This window comes from Paraburkholderia sp. J76 (genome assembly GCF_905220295.1).
Classification (GTDB): Bacteria; Pseudomonadota; Gammaproteobacteria; order Burkholderiales; family Burkholderiaceae; genus Paraburkholderia.
Window position 1 is genome coordinate 28585 of sequence record NZ_CAJMZJ010000017.1, and the last position, 26192, is coordinate 54776.

Consider the following 26192-nt stretch of genomic DNA (forward strand, 5'->3'; position numbering starts at 1 on the left):
GGACGCCGAGGCGTCCCATTTTTTTCGTTCGGATGAGCGGACGAACGAGCCTGCCTCACTCGCGCGCCGTAGGCGACGCGCCGTGGCTCAGCCAGTCGAGCACGGCGGATGCGTCGTCGTCGGCATGCTCGCGCGCTTTTTCGACGGCGTTGCCGAGATCCGCATCGGGCGACGCGCGGCGGATCGCGACGCCCACCGCGAGGATGTCGATCATCAGCAGATGCAGGATGCGCGAGATCATCGAAAGCTGCGACTCGCGCATCTCGATGTGATCGGTTTCGAGCGCCACGGTCGCGCGCTTGGCGAGCGGCGTGTTGCTCGACGTGATCGCGATCACCTTCGCGCCCGCCTGCATCGCCACATCGAGCACGCGCAGCAGTTCCGGCGCGCGGCCCGACTTCGAGACGGCCACGATCACGTCGCCCTTGCCGAGCAGCGCGGCGGACGCGGCCTGCATGTACAGGTCGCCATAGGCGATGGTCGGGATGCCGAAGCGGAAGAACTTGTAGTGCGCGTCCTGCGCGACGATGTGCGAGTTGCCGAGGCCATAGAACTCGATGCGGCGCGCGCCGTTGAGCAGCGTGATCGCATTCTCGACCTGCTCGAAGTTCAGATGCTCGCGCAACTGCAGGATGGCCGAAACGGTGTTGTCGAGCACCTTCGCGCCGAAGTCGGTGGCCGTGTCGCCCAGATGCACCTGGCTGTGGCTCACCGGAATCGTGCCCGTCAAGCCCGTGGCGAGCTTGAGCTTGAAGTCCGAGAGACCCTGGCAGCCGAGCGAGCGGCAAAAGCGGATGACCGTGGGCTGGCTAACGTCGGCCTTGCGCGCGATATCCACGATCGGGTCGTTGATGATCGAGCGCGGGTGGTTGAGCGCGAGGTCGGCCACGCGGCGCTCGGCGGGCGTGAGCGCGTCGCGCATCTGGCGGATGCGTTCGAACACGGCCGACGATCCGCCGCCCGCGCGATTCGAAAGCTGTTCCGCGAGAATGGCCGAGACGCCGAGAAACGCCGGATATTCCGCCGTAATCACATAGGTGGGCACGTTCGCGAGATAGGCGTCGAAACGGCCCTTTGCCTCGAAGCGCTGGCGAAACGACGAGCGCGTGAACAGATCGCCCAGACGCGGCACCACGCCGCCGCCGATATAGATGCCGCCGAGCGAACCGAGCGTCATCGCGATGTTGCCCGCGAAGCTGCCGAGAATGCCGCAGAAGCATTCGACGGTTTCGACCGCGAGCGCCTCGCCGTCGTGCGCGCGCTGCACGACTTCGGCCGTGCCGAGATCGGCGGCCAGCTTCTTCTTGTCGCGCGCCGCGAGCGCGCGATAGATGAGTTCGAGGCCCGGCCCCGCGCACACGCGCTCGAACGACACATGCGGCCACTTCTTGCGCGCGAACTGCAGCACGATGTCCTCGCGCTCGTCCTGCGGCGAGAAGCTCGCATGGCCGCCTTCGCTGCCGAGCGCGATCCAGCGGTCGTCGGCGGGAATGAGGCCCGAAACGCCGAGACCGGTGCCCGGCCCGAGCAGGCCGATCACGCTGTTCTGGCGGCGCTGGCCGCCGCCCACCTGCACGCGCTGCGAGTCGGTCAGGCCGGGCAGCGCCATGGCGAGCGCGGTGAAATCGTTGACGACCAGCAGCGTGTCGAAGCCGAGCGCGCGGCGCGTCGCTTCGATCGAGAAGGTCCAGTCGTGATTGGTCATGCGCACCTGGTCGCCGTCGACCGGATTCGCAATGGCGATGGCCGCATGATTCACGCGGCCGATCTTGTTGTCCTTCAGGTATTGCTGAATCACTTCCGCGACGCCCGGATACTGCGCGCATGGATACACGCGCACCTGGCCGATCTCGCCCGGACCCGTTTCCAGCGCGAAGCGCGCGTTGGTTCCGCCGATGTCGGCGAGCAGCCTCGGACCGTCGGCGTGCTGGCCTGCGCCAGGGGCGTTTTTATTAGGCGCACCAGTAGACATCGAGTCTCACTCCCTTGTCGTTCGCCAGCTTCGAGATGGCGTTGTTTTGTTCGGCCGCTGCGGCCTGTTGCAGCACTTCGAGCTTGCGCTGTCCCGCGATCAGCAGGAACAGCCGGTCCACCTGGCGCAGCGCCTGCATCGACCACGAAACGCGCGCGTGGGGCGCCGCCTGCGGGTGCACGGCGACGAACGGGCGCGCCGTGGTGATCGCTTCGCGCCACTCGGGGGCGTCGGCGAAAATCGAGGCCGTGTGGCCGTCTTCGCCCATGCCGAGCACGGCGACGTTCGGCAGCTTGCGGGCCGGGTCGGCGTTGAGCGCGGCGACGTGCGCGTCGAGATCCTGCGTCACGTCGACGAGCGGCAGGAAATGCGCGTGAGCCGCTTCGTGCGTGAGCAGCGTTTCGCGCGCGAGACGCGCGTTGCTCGCGGAATCGGTGTCGGGCACCCAGCGGTCGTCGACGAGCGTGACGTCGATGTGCGCCCAGTCGAAACGATGGGTGGACAAGGCCTCGAGGAATGGGCGCGGACTCGTGCCGCCGGAGACGGCAAGCGTTGCACGGCGCGCGGCAGTACCGGGCGCCGCTTGCTGAGCGGCGAGCGACGCATGTAGCGCGTCGCCCACGGCTCGCGCCAGCGCGTCGGATTGGACACGCGGGTCGTCGAATACGTGAAGCTCGATCACTTCTCCTCCATGCTGCTTTTTTGTAGGTCTACGGGGTCGTTCATCTATCCGGTCCGGCTGCGCGCTCGTGCTGCGCGAAGCCATGCAATGCCATCAGTTTTCTTCTTCGAGCCAGCAGGTGCCGTGCTGCGCGAGCATCGCGCTCGCCGCGGCCGGTCCCCACGTGCCCGCCGCGTACGGCTTCGGCGCGCGCGGCGAAGCCGCCCACTCGTTCAGGATCGGCTCGACCCACGTCCACGCCGCCTCCTGCTCGTCGCGGCGCACGAAGAGCGCGAGACGCCCGTTGATCACGTCGAGCAGCAGGCGCTGGTACGCCTCCATCTGGCCTTCGCGGAAAAACTGGTCGAACGCGAGATCCAGATGCACGCTCGCGAGATTCATGCCTTCGCCGGGCTGCTTCGCGAGGCAGTAGAGGCGGATGTTCTCGTTCGGCTGCAGCCGGATCACGAGCCGGTTCGCGCCCGGGCGCAGCGCCGGCGCGCCGAGCGCCGAATGCGGCACGGGGCGGAAGTTCACGACGATCTCGGCCACGCGGTCGGCAAGGCGCTTGCCGGTGCGCAGGAAGAAGGGCACGCCCGCCCAGCGCCAGTTCTCGATCTCGACCTTCAGCGCGACGAAGGTCTCGGTATGGCTCTCGGGCTTCACGCCATGCTCGGTCGCGTAGCCCGGCACCGCCTGGCCGCGGATCACGCCCGCGTGATACTGGCCGCGCACCGCGACCTTGCTGATGTCGAGCGGATTGACCGGCTTGAGGGCGCGCAGCACGCGAAGCTTTTCGTCGCGCACCGAATCCGAATCCATCGAATGCGGCGGCTCCATGGCGACGATCGAGAGCAACTGCAACAGGTGATTTTGCACCATGTCGCGCAACGCGCCGGTGTTGTCATAAAAGTCGCCGCGCGCTTCCACGCCCAGTTCTTCGGCAATCGTGATCTGGATGCTCTCGACCCATTCGCGGCGCCACAGCGGCTCGAAGAGCGCGTTGCCGAAACGCAGCGCGAGCAGGTTCTGCACCGGCTCCTTGCCGAGGTAGTGGTCGATCCGGTAGATCTGGCCTTCGGCGAAGATCTCGCCCACGGCGTCGTTGATCGCGTTCGACGACTTGAGGTCGTAACCGAGCGGCTTTTCCAGCACGATGCGCGAATTCTCGTTCAGGCCGACGGCGGCGAGCGCGCGGCAGATCGGCACGAAGAGCGACGGGCCCGTGGCCAGATAGAACACGCGAATGCCGGGCAGCGACGCGATGCCGTCGCGCAGGTGCGTGAAGTCTTCGGCGCGCGAGAGGTCGAGCTTCACGTAGACGATGCGCTCCAGAAAGCCGGCCCACGCGTTGTCGTCGAAACCGCCGTTTTTCGTCACATGCGGCTTGACGTGCTCGTCGACCCACTGGATGTACGCGTCGCGATCCTCTTCGTGGCGCGCGACGCCCACGATCTTGCCGGACTCCGCGAGCATGCCCGAACGGTGAGCCTCATACAGGGCCGGGAGAATCTTGCGCATCGACAGGTCGCCGGTGGCGCCGAAGAGCACGAACGTGAAACCTGAATCGATCTGGGTTTGCATGAGTCTCAGTCAGAGTCCTGGAGGCCGCTGCCGGGTACATCGGGCGCCCTTCGATTGTGAGCGCGATGGGGGCGATCGGGCGGCCGTAGTCCGATAAAATTTTTTTTGACACTGAATTGTAGTTTAACTACAATCCAAATCAAGAGGTAACGTTCATTCGATGAAAAAAGCGTGAAACGCAGCCAGCAAGGCGGTTTGCGCGGTTTCGCGAGCGGACGGAATGCCCTTCATGTTAACGGAGAACAACGCGGGACTCAGCCCGGCTTGCCAGTGAGCCGTGCGCCCGGTTCCCCTGCGTGCGAGGGCTTCAAGGCCGCGTTTGACGCAAGCGGCGCCTCGGCCGGCCAGGTGGCCGGTGAAAATCAAAAGAGGAGACAGTCAAGTTGAATTCCGAACCACTCATCTCTTGAGCGTCCTGCGGCCGGTAACCGGCACGCGGCCCGCGCGCATCTAATGAAAAGCACGCGCGCGCGGCACTCCGGCGCCCGTCCGTCCAGTGTTTTGCCTGTTTTGCCTGTTTGACCAACCACCGCACCCTGGCGATCAGGGGCCAATCGTTTTTTGTTCAGGTGTCTGGAGGAGATAAGCAATGAAATTCCGCGCGATCATGGGCGCCCTGTGCGCAGCAGGTCTGTTGGGCGGCGTCGCCACGGCGCAAGCGGCCGAGTCTCTCGAAGTGCTGCACTGGTGGACCTCGGGCGGCGAGTCGAAGGCCGTCGGCGTGCTCAAGGACGACATGACGAAGCAGGGTTATGTGTGGAAGGACTTCGCGGTCGCCGGTGGCGCGGGCGCGGCGGCCATGACCGCACTGAAGACCCAGGTGATCTCGGGTAATGCGCCGTCGGCCGCACAGATCAAGGGTCCGCTGATTCAGGAATGGGCCGAGCAGGGCGTGCTGGTGCCGATCGACTCCGTCGCCGGCGACTGGAAGGCCAACCTCCCGCCGCAAATCGACAAGATCATCCACGCAGACGGTCACTACGTCGCCGCGCCGTTCTCGGTGCACCGCGTGAACTGGGTGTGGATCAACAAGGCAGCGCTCGACAAGGTGGGCGGCAAGGCGCCGACCACGTGGCCGGAATTCTTCGCGCTGGCCGACAAGTTCAAGGCCGCCGGCATCCAGCCGGTCGCAGCCGGCGGTCAGCCGTGGCAAGACCTGACGCTGTGGGAAGACGTGGTCCTCTCGCAGGGCGCGGACTTCTACAAGAAGGCGCTCGTCGACCTCGACCAGAAGACCCTGACGTCGCAGCAGATGGTCGGCGTGTTCGACACGGTCCGCAAGATCGAGTCGTACATGGATAACGGCCGCACGGGCCGCGACTGGAACCTCGCCACGGCCATGGTCATCAACGGCAAGGCCGGCATGCAGTTCATGGGCGACTGGGCGAAGGGCGAGTTCGCGAACGCGAACAAGCAGCCGGGCACGGACTACGTCTGCGCCGCAGTGCCGGGCACCGCGAAGGCCTACACTTTCAACGTCGACTCGTTCGTGTTCTTCCAGCAGAAGGGCCAGAAGGCGGCAACGCCGGGTCAGCTCGCGCTCGCGAAGACGATCATGTCGCCGGCGTTCCAGGAGCAGTTCAGCCTGTACAAGGGCTCGATCCCGGTGCGTCTGGGCGTGGACATGAGCAAGTTCGACGACTGCGCCAAGAAGTCGTACGCGGATGAGCAGACGGCCATCAAGGCCGGCGGCTATGTGCCGTCGCTCGCGCACGGCATGGCTCAGCCGGACGCAGCGGCCGGTGCGATCACCGACGTCGTGACGAAGTTCATGAACTCGAACCAGGATTCGAAGAGCGCGGTGGAAGCGCTCGCGAAGGCTGCGAAGACGAAGTGAGCGAAGGGATCGACGTAAAGTGATCGACGTAAGTTAGTGCTGTAAGACGGGGTGCGCCACACGTGGCGCACCCCGGGCATGACGGTTCACCTTCTGAACCCCATCATCGTGCGAAAGCGGTTTTCGCACCGTACCAGGAGTTGCGCAGTGACTGCTTCTCTTAGCGGCAACGGCAAGGCGGCCACGCCTGCTACCCGCCGCGCGTCGCCCATGGCGGCGCTCGCAGACCGCTGGATCCCGAAGCTGGTGCTTTCGCCCAGCATTCTGATCAGCCTCTTTTTCGTCTACGGCTTCATTCTTGTTACCGGCTATTTGTCGCTGTCGACATCGCGACTGATGCCGCGCTATGAATTCGCGGGTCTCGACCGCTATCGCGAGCTGTTCTCCAACGACGTCTGGTGGACGTCGGCGCAGAACCTCGGCTGGTTCGGCATTCCGTTCATCGCGATTTGCGTGGCGCTCGGGCTGTTTCTCGCGATCCTGCTCGACCAGCAGATTCGTCAGGAAGGCGCGCTGCGCGCGGTGTTCCTCTATCCGATGGCGCTTTCGTACATCGTGACGGGCACGGCGTGGCAGTGGATCTTCAATCCGGATCTCGGCATCCAGCAGGTGATGCACAGCCTCGGCTGGACGAGCTTCCAGCTCGACTGGCTGAACAATCCGGACCGCGCCATCTTCTGTATCGTGGTCGCCGCCGTATGGCAGTCCACGGGCTTTTGCATGGCGCTGTTCCTCGCCGGCCTGCGCGGTGTCGATAGCGAAATCTTCAAGGCGGCACAGGTGGACGGCGCGACGCTGCCCACGATCTATCGCAAGATCGTGATTCCGAGCATGCGTCCCGTGTTTTTCTCCGTGCTGCTGATCCTGTGCCACATCACGATCAAGACGTTCGACCTCGTCGTCGCGCTGACCGCGGGCGGTCCGGGCACGTCGTCGTCGCTGCCGGCCATCTTCATGTACACGTTTTCGTTCAACCGCGGGCAGCTCGGCGTCGGCGCGGCGTCGTCGATGATGATGCTCGCGACGGTGGTGGCCGTACTCGTGCCGCTCATGTATCTGGAATCGAGGAGCACGCGCAATGCAGCCTAAGATGACTGTGAGCCGCGTGGTCGTGTACGCGGCGCTGATCCTGTTCGCGCTGTACTTCCTGTTCCCGCTGTACGTGATGCTGTCGACGTCGTTCAAGTCGCTCGACCAGATTCACACGGGCACCATGCTCTCGCTGCCGACGAGCCCGACCTTCGCGCCGTGGATCAAGGCGTGGAGCGAGGCCTGCACCGGCGTGCGCTGCGACGGCATGCAGCCGTTCTTCATGAACTCCGTGAAGATGGTGATTCCGGCCGTGCTGATCTCGTCGATCATCGGCGCGTTCAACGGCTACGTGCTCACGCACTGGCGTTTTCGCGGCGCGGACGCGCTCTTCACGATGCTGCTGGTGGGCTGCTTCATCCCGTTCCAGGCCATCCTGCTGCCGATGGCGCGTCTCGAAGGCTTCCTCGGCCTGTCGAACACGATTGGCGGTCTGGTGCTCGTGCACGTCGTGTACGGCATCGCGTTCACCACGATGTTCTTCCGCAACTTCTACGTGAGCGTGCCCGCCGAACTCGTGAAGGCCGCGCGCATCGACGGCGCCGGTTTCTTCATGATCTTCACGCGCATCATGATGCCGATCTCGCTGCCCATCTTCATGGTGTGCCTGATCTGGCAATTCACGCAGATCTGGAATGACTTCCTGTTCGGTATCGTGTTCTCGGGCGTCGATTCGATGCCGATCACGGTGGCGCTGAACAATCTCGTGAACACGTCCACGGGCGTGAAGGAATACAACGTCGACATGGCCGGCGCGATCATCGCCGCGCTGCCCACGCTGCTCGTCTACGTCATCGCCGGCCGCTACTTCGTGCGCGGTCTCACGGCGGGCGCGGTGAAGGGCTAAACCCAATTTTTAAGGATTCATGGCATGGCAAGCCTTTCCATTCGCGACGTCTACAAGACCTACCCGAACGGGGTCCCCGTCCTCAAGGGCGTGAACATCGACATCGAAGACGGCCAGTTCCTGATTCTGGTCGGCGGCTCGGGCTGCGGTAAGTCGACGCTGCTCAACATGATCGCGGGTCTCGAAACCGTGACCAAGGGCGAGATCGCCATCGACGGCAAGGTGGTGAACAACCTCTCGCCGAAGGATCGCGATATCGCGATGGTGTTCCAGTCGTACGCGCTTTATCCGTCGATGACGGTGCGCGAGAACATCTCGTTCGGCCTGAACATCCGCAAGGTGCCGAAGAACCAGCAGACGGAAATCGTCGGCCGTGTGTCGAAGCTCCTGCAGATCGAGCATCTGCTCGACCGCAAGCCGGGCCAGCTTTCGGGCGGCCAGCGCCAGCGCGTGGCCATGGGCCGTGCACTCGCGCGCGATCCCGTGATGTTCCTGTTCGACGAGCCGCTTTCGAACCTCGACGCGAAGCTGCGTATCGAAATGCGTTCGGAAATCAAGCTGCTGCATCAGCGCGTGGGCACGACCATCGTGTACGTGACGCACGACCAGATCGAAGCGATGACGCTCGGCGACCGCATCGCGGTCATGAAGGACGGTATCGTGCAGCAATTCGGCGCGCCGCAGGACATTTACGACTCGCCGTCGAACCTCTTCGTGGCGGGCTTCATCGGCGCGCCGCCGATGAACTTCATCGAAGGCAAGCTGGTCGAGCAGGGCTCGGGCGTCGGCATCGAACTCGACACGGGCGTGGCGCGCAACGTGCTCAACCTGCCGTTCGAGGCGAACAAGGTGCGCGGCCATATCGGCCAGCAAGTGGTGCTGGGCCTGCGCCCGGAGCGCATCACCGACGCGCGCAGCTCGCACGACGGCCACGGCCACGAACTGCAGCGTCATTCGGTGAAGGTCGACGTGATCGAGCCGACCGGTCCGGACACGCTCGTGTTCGCGCAGGTCAACGGCAAGCGCATCGTGAGCCGCGTGCACCCGGGCGCGAATCCGCAGCCGCTGAACAACATGGAGCTGCTGTTCGACGTGTCGAAGGCCGTGCTGTTCGACCCGAAGACGGAAGAGCGCGTCGCGTAAGCGTGCCGCGCGTCCGGAGCGATAAAAAACCCCGTTGGCTGCGCGAGCAGCAACGGGGTTTTTTCATATCGGCACGCCGACGACAGGATCGATCAGGGCGCGTGCTGACGATGCTGCCCGTGCCCGACGGGATGCGGCTGCAGCAGGACGAGCACCGCGCCCGCGCCGCCGTCGTGCGGCCGCGCCTGGCAGAACGCGATCACTTCTTCCTTCTGCACGAGCCATGCGCGCACCTTGCCCTTGAGCACCGGCTCCTTGCCGATGGAGCCGAGGCCCTTGCCATGGATCACGCGCACGCACCGCAGCCCGCGCTTGCCGGCTTCGCGCACGAAGTTCTGCAGCGCCTCGCGCGCCTCTTCGCGGCGCATGCCGTGCAGGTCGAGTTGCGCCTGCACGATCCACGTGCCGCGCCGCAGCTTCTTCACCACTTCCTCGCTGATGCCGGGGCGGTGGTAATACAGCGAATCGTCGGTATCGAGTAGCGCTTCCGGGTCGAATTCGTCGGAGATCGCTTCGTGCAGCACCGCCTGTTCGTCGAGCCGGGTTTGCAGCGGCAGCGGCACGGGTGCGGCGCGGCGCGGCTGCGCGCGCGTTGGCTGCTTGAGCGGCGCGACCTGGCCGATCTCGCGGCGAAAGAGGTCGCTGTCGGCGGCGGCCTCGACGCGCGCCGCTTGAGCGGCCACGCGTTCGCGCTCGCGCTGGCGGGTCTGCACCTTGAGCGCGTCGCGCAGGCTGCCGAGACCGGCGAAGCCGGAGGCCGACTTGCCGGGCGCGGCTTCGTCGGCCGCGGGAGCAGGCGCGGCCGCCGGAGCAGGGCGAGCGGAAGCGGGGCGCCTGGGCTCGCCCGGGTGGGGCACGTTCTTGGGCATGGCGAAAGGCGCTTGGTAAATCTACGCTCGCCGGATTTAGCGGTCGGCTTCGGCGCTCATCACGTGCGCCTGGTCCAGCTCGTTGACCGTTTCGAGGTAGCGCTGCGCGTCGAGTGCGGCCATGCAGCCCGTCCCCGCGCTCGTGATCGCCTGGCGGTAGACGTGATCCTGCACGTCGCCGGCCGCGAACACGCCCGGTACGCTCGTGCCGGTGGCGTTGCCGTTCAGGCCGCCGTTCGTGATGATGTAGCCGTTCTTCATCTCGAGCTGGCCTTCGAAAATGTCCGTGTTCGGCTTGTGACCGATCGCCACGAACAGACCCTGCAGATCGAGGTCGGTGCTCTCGCCCGTCTTCACGTTCTTGATGCGCAAGCCGTTCACGCCGCCTTCGTTGCCCTTCACTTCATCGAGCACATGATCCCACTTGATTTCGACCACGCCTTCCCTGGCCTTTTCCAGCAAGCGGTCGATCAGGATCGGCTCGGCGCGGAACTTGTCGCGGCGGTGAATGACCGTGACCTTCTTCGCGATGCCCGAGAGGTACAGCGCCTCTTCAACGGCCGTGTTGCCGCCGCCGATCACGGCGACGTGCTGATTGCGGTAGAAGAAGCCGTCGCAGGTCGCGCATGCCGAGACGCCGCGGCCCATATACAGTTCTTCGCTCGGCAGGCCGAGGTATTGCGCCGACGCGCCGGTCGCGATGATGAGCGAGTCGCACGTGTATTCGCCCGAGTCGCCGATCAGGCGGATGGGCTTTTCGTTCAGTTTGGCCGTATGGATGTGATCGAACACGATTTCCGTGTTGAAGCGCTCGGCGTGTTCGAGAAAACGCTGCATCAGTTCGGGGCCTTGCACGCCGTTCGGGTCTGCGGGCCAGTTTTCGACGTCGGTCGTCGTCATGAGCTGGCCACCTTGCGCGAGGCCCGTAACGAGCAGCGGCGAAAGGTTCGCGCGCGCCGCATAGACGGCGGCCGTGTAGCCGGCGGGGCCGGAACCGAGAATCAGGACTTTGGCGTGTTTGGTTGCAGACATGATCGAATTCCGTAGAAAGGCGCTGCGTGGCGCGAAATCGGCCGCCCGGCATTTCGGCGGGGCTCACGCATGTAGTTGGGCATCAGCCCGCAATTATAAAGGCCGGGGGAAATGGCCGCTCGTCGATGCGGACGGCCCTCACGCCGCCGTCCGCACCGTTGTCAGTTACCGTCATTTACAGCGCGGGGCCGCCGGGGCCGAAACAACGCGTTTACAATAGGCCGGATCGGACGACGGCGGCCGCGCCCGTCTGCCCGGGGTTTTCGGGCATACGAAAGGACTGGCGGACCGCAAACGCATCAAGAATCAGCCCAGGATTCAATGGCCAAAGCTCCTTTTTCCGCGCAGGCGCAGGCATTGCCTCACCGCATGTCGCGCCTTTTTACCGAAATTCGCTGGATCCTGCAGGTCGCGCTCGGCGTCTTCCTGCTGATGGCGCTCATCAGCTACAGCCGCCACGACCCGAGCTGGACGCACGCGGCACAGGTCGACCACATCTCGAACTGGGCGGGGCGCGTGGGCGCGCGCGTGTCGGACATCCTGCTGCTGCTGTTCGGCCTTTCGGCCTACTGGTGGATCGTGCTGCTCGCGCGCCTCATTTCGGCGAACTACCGGCGCATCACGCGCCACGAGGCGATCGCCGACGATGACGACGACAAGCCGCGCGACATTAGCTGGGTCGCCGAAGCCCTGGCGTTCGTCGTGGTCATGCTGTCGAGCTGCGGCATCGAGGCGCTGCGCATGTGGTCGCTCAAGGTGCAATTGCCCCAGACGCCCGGCGGCGTGGTGGGCGGCGCCGTAGCGCGCGGCGTTTCGCACGCGCTCGGTTTCACGGGCGGCACGCTCGCGCTTCTGGTCGCGCTCGCGATCGGTCTTTCGCTCTATTTCCGCTTCTCGTGGCTTTCGGTGGCCGAGAAGGTCGGCGAATACATCATCAATGCGGTGACCATGGCGAGGCTGCGCCGCGAGGCGGGCCGCGACCGTAAACTGGGCGAAGCGGCTGCCGTGAAGCGCGAAGGCAAGGTCGAGCGCGGCCGCGTGAAGATCGAGGAGCACGAACCGGTCACGATCGTGCCGCCGGTGGTCACGCCGCAGCGCTCCGAGCGCGTGGAAAAAGAGCGCCAGGTGCCGCTCTTCAAGGACCTGCCGGGCGATTCCACGTTGCCGGCGATCTCGCTGCTCGACCCGCCTGCGGCCACCCAGGAAACGATTTCCGACGACACGCTCGAATTCACCTCGCGCCTGATCGAGAAGAAGCTCAAGGACTTCGGCGTGGACGTGGCCGTGGTGGCCGCGTATCCGGGACCCGTCGTCACGCGCTACGAAATCGAACCGGCCACGGGCGTGAAGGGCAGCCAGATCGTGAACCTCGCGAAAGACCTGGCGCGTTCGCTCTCGCTCGTCTCGATCCGCGTGGTGGAAACGATTCCGGGCAAGAACTTCATGGCGCTGGAACTGCCGAACCAGCGCCGCCAGACCGTGCGTCTTTCGGAAATCCTCGGCTCGGCCGTTTATGCCGACGCGCCTTCGGCGCTCACCATGGGTCTCGGCAAGGACATCGGCGGCAAGCCGGTTTGCGCCGATCTCGCGAAGATGCCCCACCTGCTCGTGGCCGGCACGACCGGCTCGGGCAAGTCGGTGGGGATCAACGCGATGATCCTCTCGCTGCTGTACAAGGCGAGCGCCGAGCAGGTCCGCATGATCCTCATCGACCCGAAGATGCTCGAAATGAGCGTCTACGAGGGCATTCCGCATCTGCTTTGCCCCGTCGTCACCGACATGCGCCAGGCCGGCAACGCGCTGAACTGGACCGTGGCCGAGATGGAGCGACGCTACAAGCTCATGAGCAAGCTGGGCGTGCGCAATCTCGCGGGCTACAACAACAAGATCGAAGAGGCGAACAAGCGCGAGGAGAAGATCCCGAATCCGTTCAGCCTCACGCCGGACGATCCGGAGCCGTGCCAGAAGCTGCCGCATATCGTGGTCGTGATCGACGAACTCGCCGACCTCATGATGGTGGTCGGCAAGAAGGTCGAAGAACTGATCGCGCGTATCGCGCAGAAGGCGCGCGCGGCCGGCATCCACCTGATTCTCGCCACGCAGCGTCCTTCGGTGGACGTCATCACGGGCCTCATCAAGGCGAACGTGCCCACGCGTATGGCATTCCAGGTGTCCTCGAAGATCGACTCGCGCACGATTCTCGACCAGATGGGCGCGGAGTCGCTGCTCGGCATGGGCGACATGCTCTATTTGCCGCCGGGCACGGGCATGCCCGTGCGCGTGCACGGCGCGTTCGTCGCCGACGACGAGGTGCATCGCGTAGTCGAGAAGCTCAAGGAGCAGGGCGAGCCGAACTATATCGAGGGCATTCTCGAAGGTGGCGTGGGGAGCGAGGGCGACGAGGGCTCGGCCGCGGGAACCAGCGGCACCGGCGACGAGTCCGATCCGCTATACGATCAGGCCGTCGAAGTGGTCATCAAGAATCGCCGCGCGTCGATTTCCCTTGTGCAGCGGCACTTGCGCATCGGCTACAACCGCGCGGCGCGGCTGCTCGAACAGATGGAGCAATCCGGGCTCGTTTCGGCGATGTCGTCGAGCGGCAACCGCGAAATCCTCGTGCCGAGCCGCGGCGACGCCGAATAGGCCGCGCTACGGGCCGCCGCTTGCGATATTCCAGCGGCCAAAGACACACCTCTTGGAGAACGATAGATGCAGTATCCGGCTGGACTTTCGACCCGCTTTGCGCGCACCGCGCGCCGCGCGCTTTTCGCCATGGTTGGCGCATCGGTCCTGATGGCCTCGCAGGCGTTTGCGAGCGGCACCGATCAACTCAAGCAGTTCGTTTCGCAGGTCCATTCCGCGCGCGGCAGCTTCGTGCAGCGCGAACTGAAGGCGCCGTCCGGTGCGAAGAACGCGAGCGACGCCGTCGCCACGGCCACGATGAACGCCAAGACGTCGAGCGGCACGTTCGTGTTCGCGCGGCCCGGCAAGTTCATCTGGTCGTACGAGAAGCCGTATCAGCAACTCCTGCAGTCGGACGGCGACAATCTCTTCGTCTACGACAAGGACCTGAACCAGGTAACGGAGCGCAAGCTTGGCGGCGCGCTCGGCGCGAGCCCGGCGGCGATCCTGTTCGGCAGCAACGATCTCGACAAGAACTTCACGCTCTCCGACGCGGGCGTGAAGAACGGCATCGACTGGCTCGAGCTGATTCCGAAGTCGAAGGACACGCAGTTCAAGAGCGTGGGCATCGGTTTTCGCGACGGCAATCTCGAGGCGATGGAACTGCACGACGTGTTCGGCAACGTGACGCTGCTCACGTTCTCCAACATCGAGAAAAACCCGTCGCTGCCGGCCTCGACTTTCACGTTCGTGCGGCCGAAGGGCGCCGATCTGATCACGGGCGGTTCGAACTAGGGCTGTTCAAGTTGCGCGGCACGTAAAAACGGGCGGTTCCTCGCGGAGCCGCCCGTTTTTTTGCCTATGCGCGGATGCTTGTCAGACCTTGAAGCGGATTACGCCATCCGCGCCGGCCGTTCGCCCGACCTTGCCCGCGAGCCACAACAGATTCAGGTGCGCGAGCGCCTCGCCCATTGCGAAGGTCATCTGGTGAATGTCGAGTTCGCGCTTGAACATCATCGGCACGATGTCGGCGGCGCTTTGCGGCGCGCGCTCGCATGCTTCCATGACTTCGGCCAGGCGCGCGTCGTGGTGCTCGCGCAACTGCGCGATGCGTGTGCGCACGCCGCGAAACGGCTTGCCGTGCGAGGGCAGGACGAGCGTGTTCCCGGGCAGCGTTTCATAGCGTCCGAGCGATTCCAGGTAGAGACCCAGCGGGTTGCCTTCCGGCTCCATGTCGAACACGGAGACGTTGGTCGAAATGCGCGGCAGCACCATGTCGCCGGAGATCAGCACGCCGGTTTCCTCGCAGAACAGCGCGCAATGCTCGGGCGAATGGCCGTAGCCCGTGATGACGCGCCAGTCGCGCCCGCCGATCGCGACCGTATCGGCTTCGCGCAGGCGGCGGTATTGCGTGGGCAGCGCGGGCACGAGGTTGCCGTAATAGCCGCGGCGGTTGCGCAGCTTGTCGAGCGAGGCTTCGTCGGTGAGGCCGTGACGCGCGAAATGGCGCGCGGCGCCTTCGCCGCCCGCGTTCGAGCCGTCGCCGGCCGCCATCACGCGGGCCTGCATGTATTCGCCGAGCGTGGTCCACAGGCGCACGTCCCAGCGCGCCTTGTCGCCGCCCGCGCAGATCCAGTGCGCGAGGCCGATATGGTCGGGGTGGCAGTGCGTGACGAGCACGCGCAGCACCGGCAGCCCTTCGAGCTGGCTATCGAACACCGCTTCCCAGCGAGCCTTGATGGTGTCGTTGGTGATGCCGCAGTCCACCACGGTCCAGCCTTGCTGCCCGTCGATCTCATCGCGCAGCAGCCATAGGTTGATGTGATCGAGCGCGAACGGCAGCGGCATGCGCAGCCATTTCACGCCGGGCGCGACGTCGAAAGCGATGCCGGGCTCCGGCAGGGTGTCGGCGTAGGGATAGTCGAGCTGGTGTTCGAGGGCGTTCATTGGGGGTGTCTTCTCCTGACTCCTGAGTCTCGTGCATTGTCGTCGCCGGTTGCGCAACGGCGTACTTGACGATAACGTAAACGTCGATTCTATCGTTCCTCGCGCTGTCGTGCAGACTACAGCCGGGCCAGCCGCCTTCCGCACATCATGACGACCCAGTACACGATCACCGAACTAGCCCGGGAATTCGACGTAACGCCGCGCGCGATCCGCTTCTACGAGGACCAGGGGCTGCTCGCGCCGAGCCGCGAAGGCGCCGGCGGCCTGAAGCGCGTCTTTTCGGGGCGCGATCGCACGCGGCTGAAGCTCACGCTGCGCGGCAAGCGCCTGGGCTTCACGCTTTCGGAGATCCGCACGCTGCTCGACCTGTACGAGTCGCCCACGGATACGCTCCCGCAACTCCAGGCGTTTCTCGATACGGTGGTGCATCACCGCGAGATACTGGAGCGCCAGCGAGCGGACCTCGACGCAACGCTCGAAGACCTCGCGCAGTACGAGACCCAGGCGCGCGCGCTGCTCGACCGGAATGCGGCGCACGAAAGCGCGGCGCTCGAAAGCGGCGCCCCCGCGAAAACCTGACGTTCGCGCGCGCGAAACGGGCATCGCCGCCATGAAACACTTCCCTAAACTGCTCTCGTCGCAGATCGGCTTCGATGTCGCGCAAACCATGCTCGACGGCTTCGACCGTCACTACCGCAACTTTTGCGATGCGGCGGTGCGGGCGCGGACGTTCTTCGAAGCCGCCGACTGGCACGCGCTGCAACGGCTCGCGCGCGAGCGCATCGCTTTCTATGACGATCGCGTGAAGGAGTGCGTGGTTGCGCTCGAAGACGAATACGGCGCGGAGAGCATCGACGACGAAGTCTGGCAGCAGATCAAGCTGCATTACATCGGACTGCTCACGACGCACCGGCAGCCCGAATGCGCGGAGACGTTCTTCAACTCCGTGTGCTGCAAGATCCTGCACCGCTCGTACTTCAATAACGATTTCATTTTCGTGCGGCCTGCCATCTCGACCGAATACATCGAGAACGACGAACCCGCCGCGAAGCCGACCTATCGTGCGTACTATCCCGGCAAGGACGGCCTCGCGGCCACGCTCGAGCGCATCGTCACGAACTTCCAGCTAGAAACGCCTTTCGACGATCTCGGGCGCGACGTCGATTGCATCATGCAGACGATGCTCGACACGTTCGGCGTGGTCGAACCCAAGCCGAACTTCCAGATTCACGTGCTTTCGTCGCTGTTCTTCCGGCACAAGGGCGCGTATATCGTCGGGCGCATCATCAACGGCGATCTGCTCGCGCCGTTCGTCGTGCCGATTCGTCATGTGGATTGCGGCAAGCTCGCGCTCGATACGGTGCTGCTGCGCACCGAGCAACTGCTCATCCTGTTCAGCTTTTCGCACTCGTATTTTCTGGTGGACATGGGCGTGCCGTCCGCCTGCGTGGAGTTTCTGCGCACCATCATGCCGCGCAAGGCCAAGGGCGAAATCTACACGTCGCTCGGGTTGCAGAAGCAGGGCAAGAACCTGTTCTATCGCGACTTGCTGCATCATCTCTCGCATTCGAGCGACTCGTTCACCGTCGCGCCCGGCATACGCGGCATGGTGATGATCGTGTTCACGCTGCCTTCCTATCCGTACGTGTTCAAGGTCATCAAGGACAGCTTTCCCGCGCCGAAGGAAACCACGCGCGAGCAGGTGGTGCAGAAGTACCAGCTCGTGAAGCGGCACGACCGCCTCGGCCGGCTCGCCGACACGCTCGAATATTCGAGCGTCGCGCTGCCCATCGCGAGGCTCGATGAAGCGCTCCTGCGCGAGCTGGAAACGCTGGCGCCTTCGATGATCGAGTACGAGGGCGACAAGCTCGTGATCCGTCACGTCTACATCGAGCGGCGCATGGTGCCGCTCAACCTGTATCTGCAAAACGGCAGCGACGCGGAAGTCGAGCACGGCATTCGCGAATACGGCAATGCGATCAAGGACCTGTTGCGCGCGAACATCTTTCCGGGCGACATGCTCTACAAGAATTTCGGCGTCACGCGCAACGGGCGCGTGGTGTTCTACGACTACGACGAGATCGAATATCTGACCGATTGCAACGTGCGCGCCGTGCCGCCGCCGCGTAATGAGGAAGACGAACTATCGGGCGAGCCGTGGTACGCGGTCGGCCCGCGCGACATTTTTCCGCAGACGTACGGCGTCTTCCTGCTCGGCGATCCGCGTGTGAAGCGCGCATTTCTCGCGCATCACGCGGACTTCTTCGAGCCCGCGCTCTGGCAGCAGAGCCGCGAAAGGCTCATCGCGGGCGAGGTGCCGGACTGCTTTCCCTACGACGCATCGATACGCTTTAGCGTGCGTTATCCAGAACGTTTCGCGCGTGAAGATGCGCCGGCGGTGCGCGTCGCTTGAGCGCGCGGCAAGCAGGATCAAACGGATTCATCAAGGAGCACAAACATGAGTGAGACGCAAAAGCAGGACGCCATCGTGATCGTTTCGGCGGCGCGCACGCCGATGGCGGGTTTTCAGGGCGATTTCGCGACGCTTACCGCCCCGCAGCTTGGCGCGGCCGCGATCGCGGCGGCCGTCGAGCGCGCGGGGTTGAAGCCCGAACAGATCGACGAGGTCGTGATGGGCTGCGTGCTGCCCGCGGGGCAGGGCCAGGCGCCCGCGCGCCAGGCGGCGCTCGGCGCGGGATTGCCTTTGGCGGCAGGCGCTACGACCGTCAACAAGATGTGCGGCTCGGGCATGCGCGCGGCGATGTTCGCGCATGACATGCTGCTGGCGGGCTCGGCCGACGTGATCGTCGCGGGCGGCATGGAGAGCATGTCGAACGCGCCTTACCTGTTGCCGAAGGCGCGCGCCGGCATGCGCATGGGCCACGGCCAGGTGCTCGATCACATGTTCCTCGACGGCCTCGAAGACGCCTACGACAAGGGCCGCCTGATGGGCACGTTCGCGGAAGAATGCGCGGGCGAGTACGACTTCTCGCGCGAGCGCCAGGACGCGTTCGCGATCGAGTCGCTCAAGCGCGCGAAACGCGCGAACGAGGACGGTTCGTTCGCGTGGGAAATCGCGCCGGTGAAGGTCGCCTCGCGCGCGGGCGAGACGACCATCGAGCGCGACGAGCAGCCGTTCAAGGCCAACCTCGACAAGATTGCGACGCTCAAGCCCGCGTTCAGCAAGACCGGCACGGTGACGGCGGCGAACGCGTCGTCGATTTCGGACGGCGCGGCGGCGCTCGTGATGATGCGCGAATCGACGGCGAAGCAACTCGGCCTCACGCCGCTCGCCCGCGTGACGGGCCATTCCACGTTCGCGCAGCAACCCGCGAAATTCACCACGGCGCCGGTGGGCGCGATCAAGAAGCTGTTCGAGAAGACCGGCTGGAAAGCGAGCGACGTCGATCTCTACGAGATCAACGAGGCCTTCGCCGTGGTCACGATGGCCGCGATGAAGGAGCACGATCTGCCGCACGAGAAGGTCAACGTGAACGGCGGCGCGTGCGCGCTCGGCCACCCCATCGGCGCTTCGGGCGCGCGCATTCTCGTGACGCTGATCGGCGCGTTGCGCGCGCGCGGCGGCAAGCGCGGCGTGGCGACGCTGTGCATCGGCGGCGGGGAAGCCACGGCGATGGGCGTCGAACTGCTGTAGGCTAGCGCCAGAAGACGCGCGCCGCCTTGGGCGATGCAGGCAGGCGGCGCGCCGCAGCGGTTTCCATGCACGCACAGACGAGGGTGACGAGATGAAAACAGCGTTGATCGTGGGCGCGTCGCGGGGCCTGGGTCTCGAGTTCGCCCGGCAGTATGCGAAGGCCGGTTGGCGCGTGCTGGCCACGGCGCGCGGGCCCGAGGCGCTCGAAGCCTTGCGTGGCATCGGCGCGCAGACCTTTCAGCTCGACATCGCGCGGCCCGAGGAGATCGCCGCGCTCGGCGGGAAGCTCGAAGGCGAGCGGCTCGACGTGGCGCTCGTCGTCTCCGGCGTGTATGGCCCGCGCACCGAAGGCGTCGAAACCGTCACGGCCGAAGACTTCGAATACGTGATGAACACCAACGTGCGCGGCCCGATGCAACTGATCCCGATCCTGCTGCCGCTCGTCGACAAAGCCCATGGCGTGCTCGGCGTGCTGTCGAGCCGCATGGGCAGCATTGCCGAGACCACGGGCACGACGGGCTGGCTCTATCGCGCGAGCAAGGCCGCGCTCAACGACGTGCTGAAGATCACGTCGCTGCAAACGCGCCGCGCCACATGCGTCGCGCTGCATCCGGGGTGGGTGCGCACCGACATGGGGGGCGCGCACGCGGCGATCGACCCGGCGGTGAGCGTCGCCGGCATGCGCGAGGTGGTGGCCGAGGCGGCCGCCGCGCGCGACGTCTTCAACGGCCGCTTCTTCCAGTACGACGGCACCGAACTCGACTGGTAACGCGCCGCGCGTCTGCGCTACGCTTGCGGGCTCCCGCAACTCAGGCCCGACCCCATGAACGCTGATACCGCCCGCGCTGCACAGGCCGCCCCCCGGCCTTCTGATTGTCCCTGTGGCGGCGCCGCGCCGAGCCAGAAGCCGGCCGCCCGGCCGCCGCGCTACACGCAATGCTGTGGCCGCTTCATCGACGAAGGTGCCGCGCCCGCCACGGCGCTCGAATTGATGCGCTCCCGGTACACCGCCTACGTGCTGGGCGACGAGGCGTATCTGCGCTCGACATGGGCAAGCGAGACCTGTCCCTCCGATCTCGACGTGAACCCCGCCGCGGAGGGCGCGCCCCGCTGGCTCGGGCTGGCCGTCAAACGCCACGAGCAACGCGACGAGATGCACGCAATCGTCGAATTCGTCGCGCGCTACAAAACGGGCGGCCGCGCGTTCCGGCTGCACGAGACGAGCCGCTTCACGCGGGGCGGCGACGGCCGCTGGCGTTATGTCGACGGCGACGTTTCGCCGTCATGACGCCCGAAATAATGCCTTTGCAAACAAGTGCTTACTGCACAGTCGCGCCGCTGTTGTCCGCGCGCGACGCTCTCCACCCGGACCTTTTTTAAAAATCCGCGCGCTCGCTGCGGACCCGAAACCCGGTGTGCGCCATGCCACGCGGCCCGCGCGCGGTTGGCATGCCTTATGCCGGGTTAGCCCTGAATTGCACAACAAATATTTGTCGTGCGAGTATCTAATCACGGTGCCCGGCACGATACGTAAGTGCATAGTGAAAAACCCTTTTCCTATGCGCATGTATCGACTGCAACGGGTGCTGGCGGCGGGTCTGATCGACGATAGAACTGCGCCGCGCAGGTGTTCCGATCGGTGCAATCCCACGTGACGGGTCACACACGCTCCTGGCTTCGCGGCCAGGCGCAACGGTGTCTCGTTGTGCCCTGAAAGGGCCGAAGCGCGGGCAATGATCGGACGGTTGTCGGAGTCACAGCAGCAGGTCTTTTGCAGGTGGTGTAGCGCATGGCGTTCAGGAAGCTCCTTACCGGATGGATCGTAGCCGGCACCGCGTGCGTGCTTTCGGTTGCTCACGCAGCGTCGCTTTCCGATCCGGCAAGTGCGAGTGCGAACGCGCCGCTCGCCGCCAGCACCTCCGCAACGCATTCCCCTAACGCGTCTGAAGCGAACCTTGCAGGCGGTCCCCTCGGCAGCGCCAACGTGCCTCGCATCGCGCTCGACGACGCCTATCTGCCCGTCGTGCCCTCCAGCATGAACGAGCAGGTGATCCGCGTTCCCGTCGATGCATCGGGCGACGTCACGCTCGAAACCACGATTTACCGTCCGAACGGCGCCGGCCCGTTCCCGATGGTGATCTTCAACCACGGCAAGATTCCGGGCGACCCGCATCTCCAGGCTCGCAGCGATCCGCTTTCGTTCGCGCGCGAATTCGTGCGCCGCGGTTATGTCGTCGTCGCGCCGAACCGCCAGGGCTTCGCGGAGTCGGGCGGCTCGTATCAGCAGGACGGTTGCGACGTCGCGAGCAACGGCCTCGGCCAGGCGGCCGATGTCGCTTCGACCATCGCGTACATGTCGAAGCAACCCTATGTCGACGCCACGCGGATCATCGTCGCGGGCACCTCGCACGGCGGCCTCGCCACCATGGCCTATGGCACCGAGGCGGCGAACGGCGTGCGCGCCCTCATCAACTTCTCGGGCGGCCTGCGCCAGGACGCCTGCACGGGCTGGCAGGGCAACCTGACCCAGGCGTTCGGCGACTACGGCGGCAAGGCCCGCGTGGCCTCGCTCTGGCTCTACGGCGACAACGACTCGGTCTGGTCGCCCGATCTCGTCGCGAAGATGTTCGCGGCCTACCGCGACGCGCAAACGGGTGAGGACCGCCCGGCCGCGACGGCAAAGCTCGTGGATTTCGGCGCGTACAAGAACGACGCGCATCGCCTCGTGGGCGATCGCGACGGCGTGAAGATCTGGTGGCCGACGGTCGAGGCGTTCCTCGCCAACCGCGGCCTGCCGACAGCGGTGCAGTATCGCGTGGCGACGCCGGTCGCGCCCGGCGGTACCGGCTTCGCGCAGATCGATTCGGTGGGCGCCGTGCCGTTCGTCGATCAGGCGGGCCGCGACGGTTATCGAAACTTCCTCAAGCAGTATCCGAGCCGCGCATTCGCGGTGTCCGACTCCGGCGCATGGTCGTGGGCCGAAGGCGGCGACAATCCGATGGCCGTGGCAATCTCGAACTGCGAAAAGCACAGCGCCGATCCCTGCCGCCTCTACGCCGTGAATGACACGGTGGTCTGGAACAACGGCGGCACGCAGACCGCCCGGAACGGCGACGCCGACACGACGCGCGCCACGGCGGACAACGGCAACGCCGACGACAGCGACCACGCGCTGGCGAGCCGGTAATTTTCGGCATCCCGCTGCTCCGGCTGCTGTCCGGCTCACATTCTTCGGCGCTTCAGCATCGCGCGGCCCCTTGAGGGGCCGCTTTGCTTTGCGTCCCCGCATCTGTTCCCACATCCGTTCCCGCCTCTGTTCCCGCCTCTGTTTCCCGCGCCCGCGCGCTTGCCGCGCGTCGCCAAAAATACGCGCTTCGCTATCCCACGTTCTGCAATTTCGCACCGGCCCGCAGATTTTTTTGCATAAGGCGGGTTCACTTTGTCGTCGTCATCTCCTTGCATTTCTGGTCTTTATTTTCGATCGGTTCCGAGCTGCTCCGAACGGCTCGAAACGCCGCGCCGGCGCGCGTTTGAGTGCGATTTTCGGGGTAGTGCATTGCGTCGGCTAACACGTTAATCTCGGTCCCGCTGTCGTATCGGGAGTCGTATTTGAATTCGCTATCTCACTCTTCGAACCTTACCCGCGAAGATCGCCCCGCGACCGACTGGGTCGCTCGCAGCCTGCGCGCCGTGTGGCATCCCTGCACCCAGATGAAACATCACGAGCGCGTGCCGCTCGTGGCCGTCGCGCGCGGCGAGGGCCCGTGGCTTTATGACCGCGAAGGCCGCCGTTATCTGGACGCGATCAGTTCGTGGTGGGTGAACCTCTTCGGCCACGCCAATGCGTCGATCAACGCCGCGCTCAAGGCGCAGCTCGACACGCTCGAACACGTCATGCTCGCGGGCTGCACGCACGAACCCGCCGTGGAGCTTGCCGAGCGTCTTTCGGCGCGCACGGGCGGCGTGCTCGGTCATGCGTTTTTCGCTTCCGATGGCGCGTCGGCCGTCGAAATCGCGCTGAAGATGAGCTTTCATTCGTGGCGCAACCGCGGCGAGAGCGACAAGCGCGAATTCGTCTGCCTTGCCAACAGCTATCACGGCGAAACCATCGGCGCGCTCGGTGTGACCGATGTGAAGCTATTCAGGGATGCTTACGATCCGCTGCTGCATCACGCGCATGTGGTCGCGTCGCCCGATGCGCGCGCGGCGCAACCCGGCGAAACAGCGCTGGACGTCGCGGCGCGCGCGCTCGCCGATGTCGAGCGGCTTTTCGTCGAGCGCGAAGGCCGCATCGCCGCGCTGATTGTCGAGCCGCTCGTGCAGTGCGCGGCCGGCATGGCAATGCACGATCCCGCGTATCTGAAGGGCTTGCGCGCGCTGTGCGACCGCTTCAGCGTGCACCTGATCGCCGACGAAATCGCCGTGGGCTGCGGGCGTACCGGCACGTTCTTCGCGTGCGAGCAGGCCGGCGTATGGCCCGATCTGCTCACGCTTTCGAAGGGCATTAGCGGCGGTTATCTGCCGCTTTCGATCGTGCTTTCGCGCGACGCCATCTACGAGTCGTTCTACGACGACGACACCACGCGCGGTTTCCTCCATTCGCATTCGTACACGGGCAATCCGCTCGCATGCCGCGCGGCGCTCGCCACGCTCGACCTGTTCGAGCGCGATGACGTGCTCGCCGCGAACGCACGCAAATCAGCGCAACTGCGCGAACTGTTCGAGCCGTTCGCCGCGCATCCGCTCGTACGCAACCTGCGCCAGTGCGGCACGATACTCGCGTTCGACGTCGCGCTCGAAGACCCGCAGCGCGCGGCCACGTTCTCGCGACGCTTCTTTGAGAATGCATTGCAGCGCGAACTGCTGCTGCGCCCGATCGGCACGACGGTCTATGTCATGCCGCCATATATTCTGGACAACGAAATGCAGGCGTTCCTCGCCGCACGCACGCGCGAGACTTTCGACGCCACCGTCCTGGAGGACATCTGATATGGCGCATCACAATCTGTTGATCGATACGTTGGACCAAGGCTTGCGCGATATCGACGCGCGCGGCTTGCGCCGCCGCCGCCGCACCGTGGGCACGCCTTGCAGCGCGCATATGCAGGTGGACGGCCGCGCGACCATCGGCTTTGCCAGCAACGACTATCTCGGTCTCGCCGCGCATCCGCAACTGGTCGCCGCCATCGCAGAAGGCGCGCAGCGCTACGGCGCGGGCAGCGGCGGCTCGCATCTGCTGGGCGGCCACTCGCGCGCGCATGCACAACTCGAAGACGATCTCGCGGCATTCGCGGGCACCTTCGTCGATGCGCCGCGCGCGCTGTACTTCAGCACCGGCTACATGGCGAACCTGGCCGTGCTCACGGCGCTCGCGGGCCGCGGCACGACGATCTTCTCCGACGCGCTCAACCACGCCTCGCTAATCGACGGTGCGCGGCTCTCGCGCGCCGACATCGAGATCTATCCGCATGGCGACATGAACGCGCTAGCCGCGATGCTCGAATCGAGCGACGCCGGCGCGAAGTTGATCGTGAGCGACACGGTGTTCAGCATGGACGGCGATGTCGCGCCGCTCGCGCGTCTCGTCGAACTTGCGGAAAAACATGGCGCGTGGCTCGTGGTCGACGACGCGCACGGCTTCGGCGTGCTCGGCCCGCAGGGTCGCGGCGCGCTGGCGCAAGCCGCACTGCGCTCGGACCATCTCGTGATGGTCGGCACCCTCGGCAAGGCCGCGGGCGTGGCGGGCGCGTTCATCTGCGCGCACGGCACCGTGATCGAATGGCTCGTGCAGCGCGCACGTCCGTACATCTTCACGACGGCTTCGTCGCCGGCCGTTGCTCATGCGGTGTCGGCGAGCCTGCGTTTGATCGCGGGTGAAGAGGGCGACGCGCGGCGCGCGCACCTCGGGCATTTGATCGCCCGCACGCGTTCGCTGCTGGTAGAAACGTGCTGGCAGCCCGTCGATTCGCATACCGCCGTGCAGCCGCTCGTCATCGGCGCGAACGAAGCGACGCTCGCGCTGCAGGCCGCGCTCGAACGCGACGGCCTGTGGGTGCCCGCCATCCGGCCGCCGACCGTGCCCGAAGGCACCTCGCGTCTGCGCATTTCGCTTTCCGCTGCGCATTCGGATGCGGACCTCGACCGGCTGAACGCATCGCTGCAACGCGCGAGCCTCGCGACGCGCACCTCCGCACCGGAGTTCGCGCAATGACGGTTTCGCTTTTTGTCACCGGCACCGATACCGAGATCGGCAAGACCTTCGTGAGCGCGGCGCTGCTGCGCGGCTTCACGCATGCGGGGCTGCGTGCCGCGGCGCTCAAGCCCATCGCCGCGGGCGCTTACGAGCGCGACGGCGCCTGGCACAACGAGGACGCCGATCAGCTCGACGCCGCCGCGAGCGTGCTGCTGCCGCCGGAAATTCGCACGCCATTCCTGCTCAAGGAGCCCGCCGCGCCGCACATCGCCGCCGCACTCGAAGGCGTGACGCTCGACATGACGCGCATCGTCGATTGCTACCAGGCGGCCTGCGAGCGCGCAGATGCCGTCGTCGTGGAAGGCGTGGGCGGCTTTCGCGTGCCGCTCACGGCAACCGCGGATACCGCCGACCTCGCCGTCGCGCTTGGTCTGCCCGTGGTGCTCGTGGTGGGCATGCGGCTTGGCTGCATCAGCCACGCATTGCTCACCGCCGAAGCGATTGCCGCGCGCGGATTGAAGCTCGCGGGCTGGGTCGCGAATCGAATCGATCCGGCCATGACCTTCCCCGCAGAAAACATCGACGCGCTGCGCGAGCGGCTGGCCGCTCAGTACGGCGCGCCGCTCGTGGGCGTCGTGCCGCACATGCGCGGCGCGAGCGCCGACGACGCGGCCGAACACCTGAACATCGACGCATTGCTCGCGCGCCTGCGCGCAAACGCCTGAAGCACCGAACGCACAG

At 65.5% G+C, this 26192-nt stretch carries 21 protein-coding genes; 15 read left to right on the plus strand and 6 right to left on the minus strand.

What is annotated here, in order from left to right:
* Nucleotides 1-55: 55 nt before the first annotated feature.
* From U5768_RS26935 to zwf, 3 genes are all read right to left on the minus strand, one after another.
* Nucleotides 56-1972, minus strand: a complete 1917-nt coding sequence (locus U5768_RS26935) for a bifunctional transcriptional regulator/glucokinase (RefSeq protein WP_322033423.1) — start codon at nucleotides 1970-1972, stop codon at nucleotides 56-58.
* Nucleotides 1953-2654 carry a 6-phosphogluconolactonase gene (pgl, locus tag U5768_RS26940; RefSeq protein WP_322033424.1) on the minus strand — a complete coding sequence of 234 codons (702 nt, stop codon included), beginning with the start codon at nucleotides 2652-2654 and terminating at the stop codon, nucleotides 1953-1955. The genes U5768_RS26935 and pgl overlap by 20 nt, the downstream gene beginning before the upstream one ends.
* A gap of 93 nt (nucleotides 2655-2747) precedes the next feature.
* Nucleotides 2748-4217, minus strand: a complete 1470-nt coding sequence (gene zwf / locus U5768_RS26945; protein ID WP_322033425.1) for a glucose-6-phosphate dehydrogenase — start codon at nucleotides 4215-4217, stop codon at nucleotides 2748-2750.
* A 589-nt stretch (nucleotides 4218-4806) separates the two neighbouring features.
* On the opposite strand from zwf, the gene U5768_RS26950 reads away from it, so the two are divergent.
* The 4 genes from U5768_RS26950 (at nucleotide 4807) to U5768_RS26965 (ending at nucleotide 9133) form a co-directional block, all read left to right on the plus strand.
* On the plus strand, nucleotides 4807-6054 hold the full coding sequence (locus tag U5768_RS26950; protein WP_322033426.1) for an ABC transporter substrate-binding protein: 1248 nt from the start codon (nucleotides 4807-4809) through the stop codon (nucleotides 6052-6054).
* A 147-nt stretch (nucleotides 6055-6201) separates the two neighbouring features.
* Nucleotides 6202-7143, plus strand: a complete 942-nt coding sequence (locus U5768_RS26955) for a sugar ABC transporter permease (RefSeq protein ID WP_322033427.1) — start codon at nucleotides 6202-6204, stop codon at nucleotides 7141-7143.
* Complete coding sequence (locus U5768_RS26960; protein ID WP_321913915.1) at nucleotides 7133-7990, plus strand: carbohydrate ABC transporter permease; 858 nt, start codon at nucleotides 7133-7135, stop codon at nucleotides 7988-7990. The genes U5768_RS26955 and U5768_RS26960 overlap by 11 nt, the downstream gene beginning before the upstream one ends.
* A 24-nt stretch (nucleotides 7991-8014) precedes the next feature.
* Complete coding sequence (locus tag U5768_RS26965; RefSeq protein ID WP_322033428.1) at nucleotides 8015-9133, plus strand: sn-glycerol-3-phosphate ABC transporter ATP-binding protein UgpC; 1119 nt, start codon at nucleotides 8015-8017, stop codon at nucleotides 9131-9133.
* 92 nt (nucleotides 9134-9225) lie between these two features.
* Here U5768_RS26965 and U5768_RS26970 read toward each other — a convergent pair whose 3' ends face one another.
* Nucleotides 9226-10002: a Smr/MutS family protein gene (locus U5768_RS26970; RefSeq protein ID WP_322033429.1), complete on the minus strand. Its 777-nt coding sequence runs from the start codon at nucleotides 10000-10002 to the stop codon at nucleotides 9226-9228.
* Nucleotides 10003-10038: 36 nt separating this feature from the next.
* Nucleotides 10039-11034, minus strand: a complete 996-nt coding sequence (gene trxB / locus U5768_RS26975; protein ID WP_322033430.1) for a thioredoxin-disulfide reductase — start codon at nucleotides 11032-11034, stop codon at nucleotides 10039-10041.
* Between the two features lie 321 nt (nucleotides 11035-11355).
* On the opposite strand from trxB, the gene U5768_RS26980 reads away from it, so the two are divergent.
* Both U5768_RS26980 and lolA read left to right on the plus strand, forming a co-directional pair.
* Nucleotides 11356-13677: a DNA translocase FtsK gene (locus U5768_RS26980; protein WP_322033431.1), complete on the plus strand. Its 2322-nt coding sequence runs from the start codon at nucleotides 11356-11358 to the stop codon at nucleotides 13675-13677.
* 66 nt (nucleotides 13678-13743) lie between these two features.
* Entirely contained in the window at nucleotides 13744-14451 is a 708-nt protein-coding gene (lolA, locus tag U5768_RS26985) for an outer membrane lipoprotein chaperone LolA (protein ID WP_322033432.1), read from the plus strand.
* An 81-nt stretch (nucleotides 14452-14532) separates the two neighbouring features.
* On the opposite strand, the gene U5768_RS26990 is transcribed toward lolA, so the two are convergent.
* Nucleotides 14533-15603 carry an MBL fold metallo-hydrolase gene (locus U5768_RS26990; RefSeq protein WP_322033433.1) on the minus strand — a complete coding sequence of 357 codons (1071 nt, stop codon included), beginning with the start codon at nucleotides 15601-15603 and terminating at the stop codon, nucleotides 14533-14535.
* Between the two features lie 147 nt (nucleotides 15604-15750).
* Here U5768_RS26990 and U5768_RS26995 point away from each other — a divergent pair, with 147 nt between their 5' ends.
* The 9 genes from U5768_RS26995 to bioD all read left to right on the plus strand — a co-directional run bounded on the left by U5768_RS26995 (nucleotide 15751) and on the right by bioD (nucleotide 26176).
* Nucleotides 15751-16182, plus strand: a complete 432-nt coding sequence (locus U5768_RS26995) for a MerR family DNA-binding transcriptional regulator (protein ID WP_322033434.1) — start codon at nucleotides 15751-15753, stop codon at nucleotides 16180-16182.
* A 31-nt stretch (nucleotides 16183-16213) separates the two neighbouring features.
* Complete coding sequence (aceK, locus tag U5768_RS27000; protein WP_322033435.1) at nucleotides 16214-18016, plus strand: bifunctional isocitrate dehydrogenase kinase/phosphatase; 1803 nt, start codon at nucleotides 16214-16216, stop codon at nucleotides 18014-18016.
* Between the two features lie 45 nt (nucleotides 18017-18061).
* Nucleotides 18062-19258: an acetyl-CoA C-acetyltransferase gene (locus tag U5768_RS27005; RefSeq protein WP_322033436.1), complete on the plus strand. Its 1197-nt coding sequence runs from the start codon at nucleotides 18062-18064 to the stop codon at nucleotides 19256-19258.
* Nucleotides 19259-19349: 91 nt separating this feature from the next.
* A complete protein-coding gene (locus tag U5768_RS27010; RefSeq protein WP_322033437.1) occupies nucleotides 19350-20027 on the plus strand; it encodes an SDR family oxidoreductase in 678 nt (225 codons plus the stop codon).
* Between the two features lie 54 nt (nucleotides 20028-20081).
* The gene (locus U5768_RS27015; protein ID WP_322033438.1) at nucleotides 20082-20546 is read left to right on the plus strand and encodes a YchJ family protein; all 465 of its coding nucleotides are present in this window, start codon (nucleotides 20082-20084) and stop codon (nucleotides 20544-20546) included.
* A gap of 501 nt (nucleotides 20547-21047) precedes the next feature.
* Nucleotides 21048-22445 carry a dienelactone hydrolase family protein gene (locus U5768_RS27020; RefSeq protein WP_322033439.1) on the plus strand — a complete coding sequence of 466 codons (1398 nt, stop codon included), beginning with the start codon at nucleotides 21048-21050 and terminating at the stop codon, nucleotides 22443-22445.
* Nucleotides 22446-22867: 422 nt separating this feature from the next.
* The gene (bioA, locus tag U5768_RS27025; protein ID WP_322033440.1) at nucleotides 22868-24247 is read left to right on the plus strand and encodes an adenosylmethionine--8-amino-7-oxononanoate transaminase; all 1380 of its coding nucleotides are present in this window, start codon (nucleotides 22868-22870) and stop codon (nucleotides 24245-24247) included.
* A gap of 1 nt (nucleotide 24248) precedes the next feature.
* Nucleotides 24249-25469, plus strand: a complete 1221-nt coding sequence (bioF, locus tag U5768_RS27030) for an 8-amino-7-oxononanoate synthase (protein WP_322033441.1) — start codon at nucleotides 24249-24251, stop codon at nucleotides 25467-25469.
* Nucleotides 25466-26176, plus strand: coding sequence for a dethiobiotin synthase (bioD, locus tag U5768_RS27035; RefSeq protein WP_322033442.1), 711 nt, complete (start codon nucleotides 25466-25468; stop codon nucleotides 26174-26176). The genes bioF and bioD overlap by 4 nt, the downstream gene beginning before the upstream one ends.
* Nucleotides 26177-26192 lie beyond the last annotated feature (16 nt).

Excerpts from the sequence above, each read along its gene's own strand:
- U5768_RS27010 (WP_322033437.1), top strand. The coding sequence starts at position 19,350 with ATGAAAACAGCGTTGATCGTGGGCGCGTCGCGGGGCCTGGGTCTCGAG.
- bioF (WP_322033441.1), top strand. The coding sequence starts at position 24,249 with ATGGCGCATCACAATCTGTTGATCGATACGTTGGACCAAGGCTTGCGC.
- U5768_RS26950 (WP_322033426.1), top strand. The coding sequence starts at position 4,807 with ATGAAATTCCGCGCGATCATGGGCGCCCTGTGCGCAGCAGGTCTGTTG.
- U5768_RS26935 (WP_322033423.1), bottom strand. The coding sequence starts at position 1,972 with ATGTCTACTGGTGCGCCTAATAAAAACGCCCCTGGCGCAGGCCAGCAC.
- U5768_RS26960 (WP_321913915.1), top strand. The coding sequence starts at position 7,133 with ATGCAGCCTAAGATGACTGTGAGCCGCGTGGTCGTGTACGCGGCGCTG.
- U5768_RS26980 (WP_322033431.1), top strand. The coding sequence starts at position 11,356 with ATGGCCAAAGCTCCTTTTTCCGCGCAGGCGCAGGCATTGCCTCACCGC.
- U5768_RS27005 (WP_322033436.1), top strand. The coding sequence starts at position 18,062 with ATGAGTGAGACGCAAAAGCAGGACGCCATCGTGATCGTTTCGGCGGCG.
- zwf (WP_322033425.1), bottom strand. The coding sequence starts at position 4,217 with ATGCAAACCCAGATCGATTCAGGTTTCACGTTCGTGCTCTTCGGCGCC.
- trxB (WP_322033430.1), bottom strand. The coding sequence starts at position 11,034 with ATGTCTGCAACCAAACACGCCAAAGTCCTGATTCTCGGTTCCGGCCCC.
- U5768_RS26995 (WP_322033434.1), top strand. The coding sequence starts at position 15,751 with ATGACGACCCAGTACACGATCACCGAACTAGCCCGGGAATTCGACGTA.
- lolA (WP_322033432.1), top strand. The coding sequence starts at position 13,744 with ATGCAGTATCCGGCTGGACTTTCGACCCGCTTTGCGCGCACCGCGCGC.
- U5768_RS26990 (WP_322033433.1), bottom strand. The coding sequence starts at position 15,603 with ATGAACGCCCTCGAACACCAGCTCGACTATCCCTACGCCGACACCCTG.
- U5768_RS27020 (WP_322033439.1), top strand. The coding sequence starts at position 21,048 with ATGGCGTTCAGGAAGCTCCTTACCGGATGGATCGTAGCCGGCACCGCG.
- bioD (WP_322033442.1), top strand. The coding sequence starts at position 25,466 with ATGACGGTTTCGCTTTTTGTCACCGGCACCGATACCGAGATCGGCAAG.
- U5768_RS26970 (WP_322033429.1), bottom strand. The coding sequence starts at position 10,002 with ATGCCCAAGAACGTGCCCCACCCGGGCGAGCCCAGGCGCCCCGCTTCC.
- U5768_RS27015 (WP_322033438.1), top strand. The coding sequence starts at position 20,082 with ATGAACGCTGATACCGCCCGCGCTGCACAGGCCGCCCCCCGGCCTTCT.
- U5768_RS26965 (WP_322033428.1), top strand. The coding sequence starts at position 8,015 with ATGGCAAGCCTTTCCATTCGCGACGTCTACAAGACCTACCCGAACGGG.
- aceK (WP_322033435.1), top strand. The coding sequence starts at position 16,214 with ATGAAACACTTCCCTAAACTGCTCTCGTCGCAGATCGGCTTCGATGTC.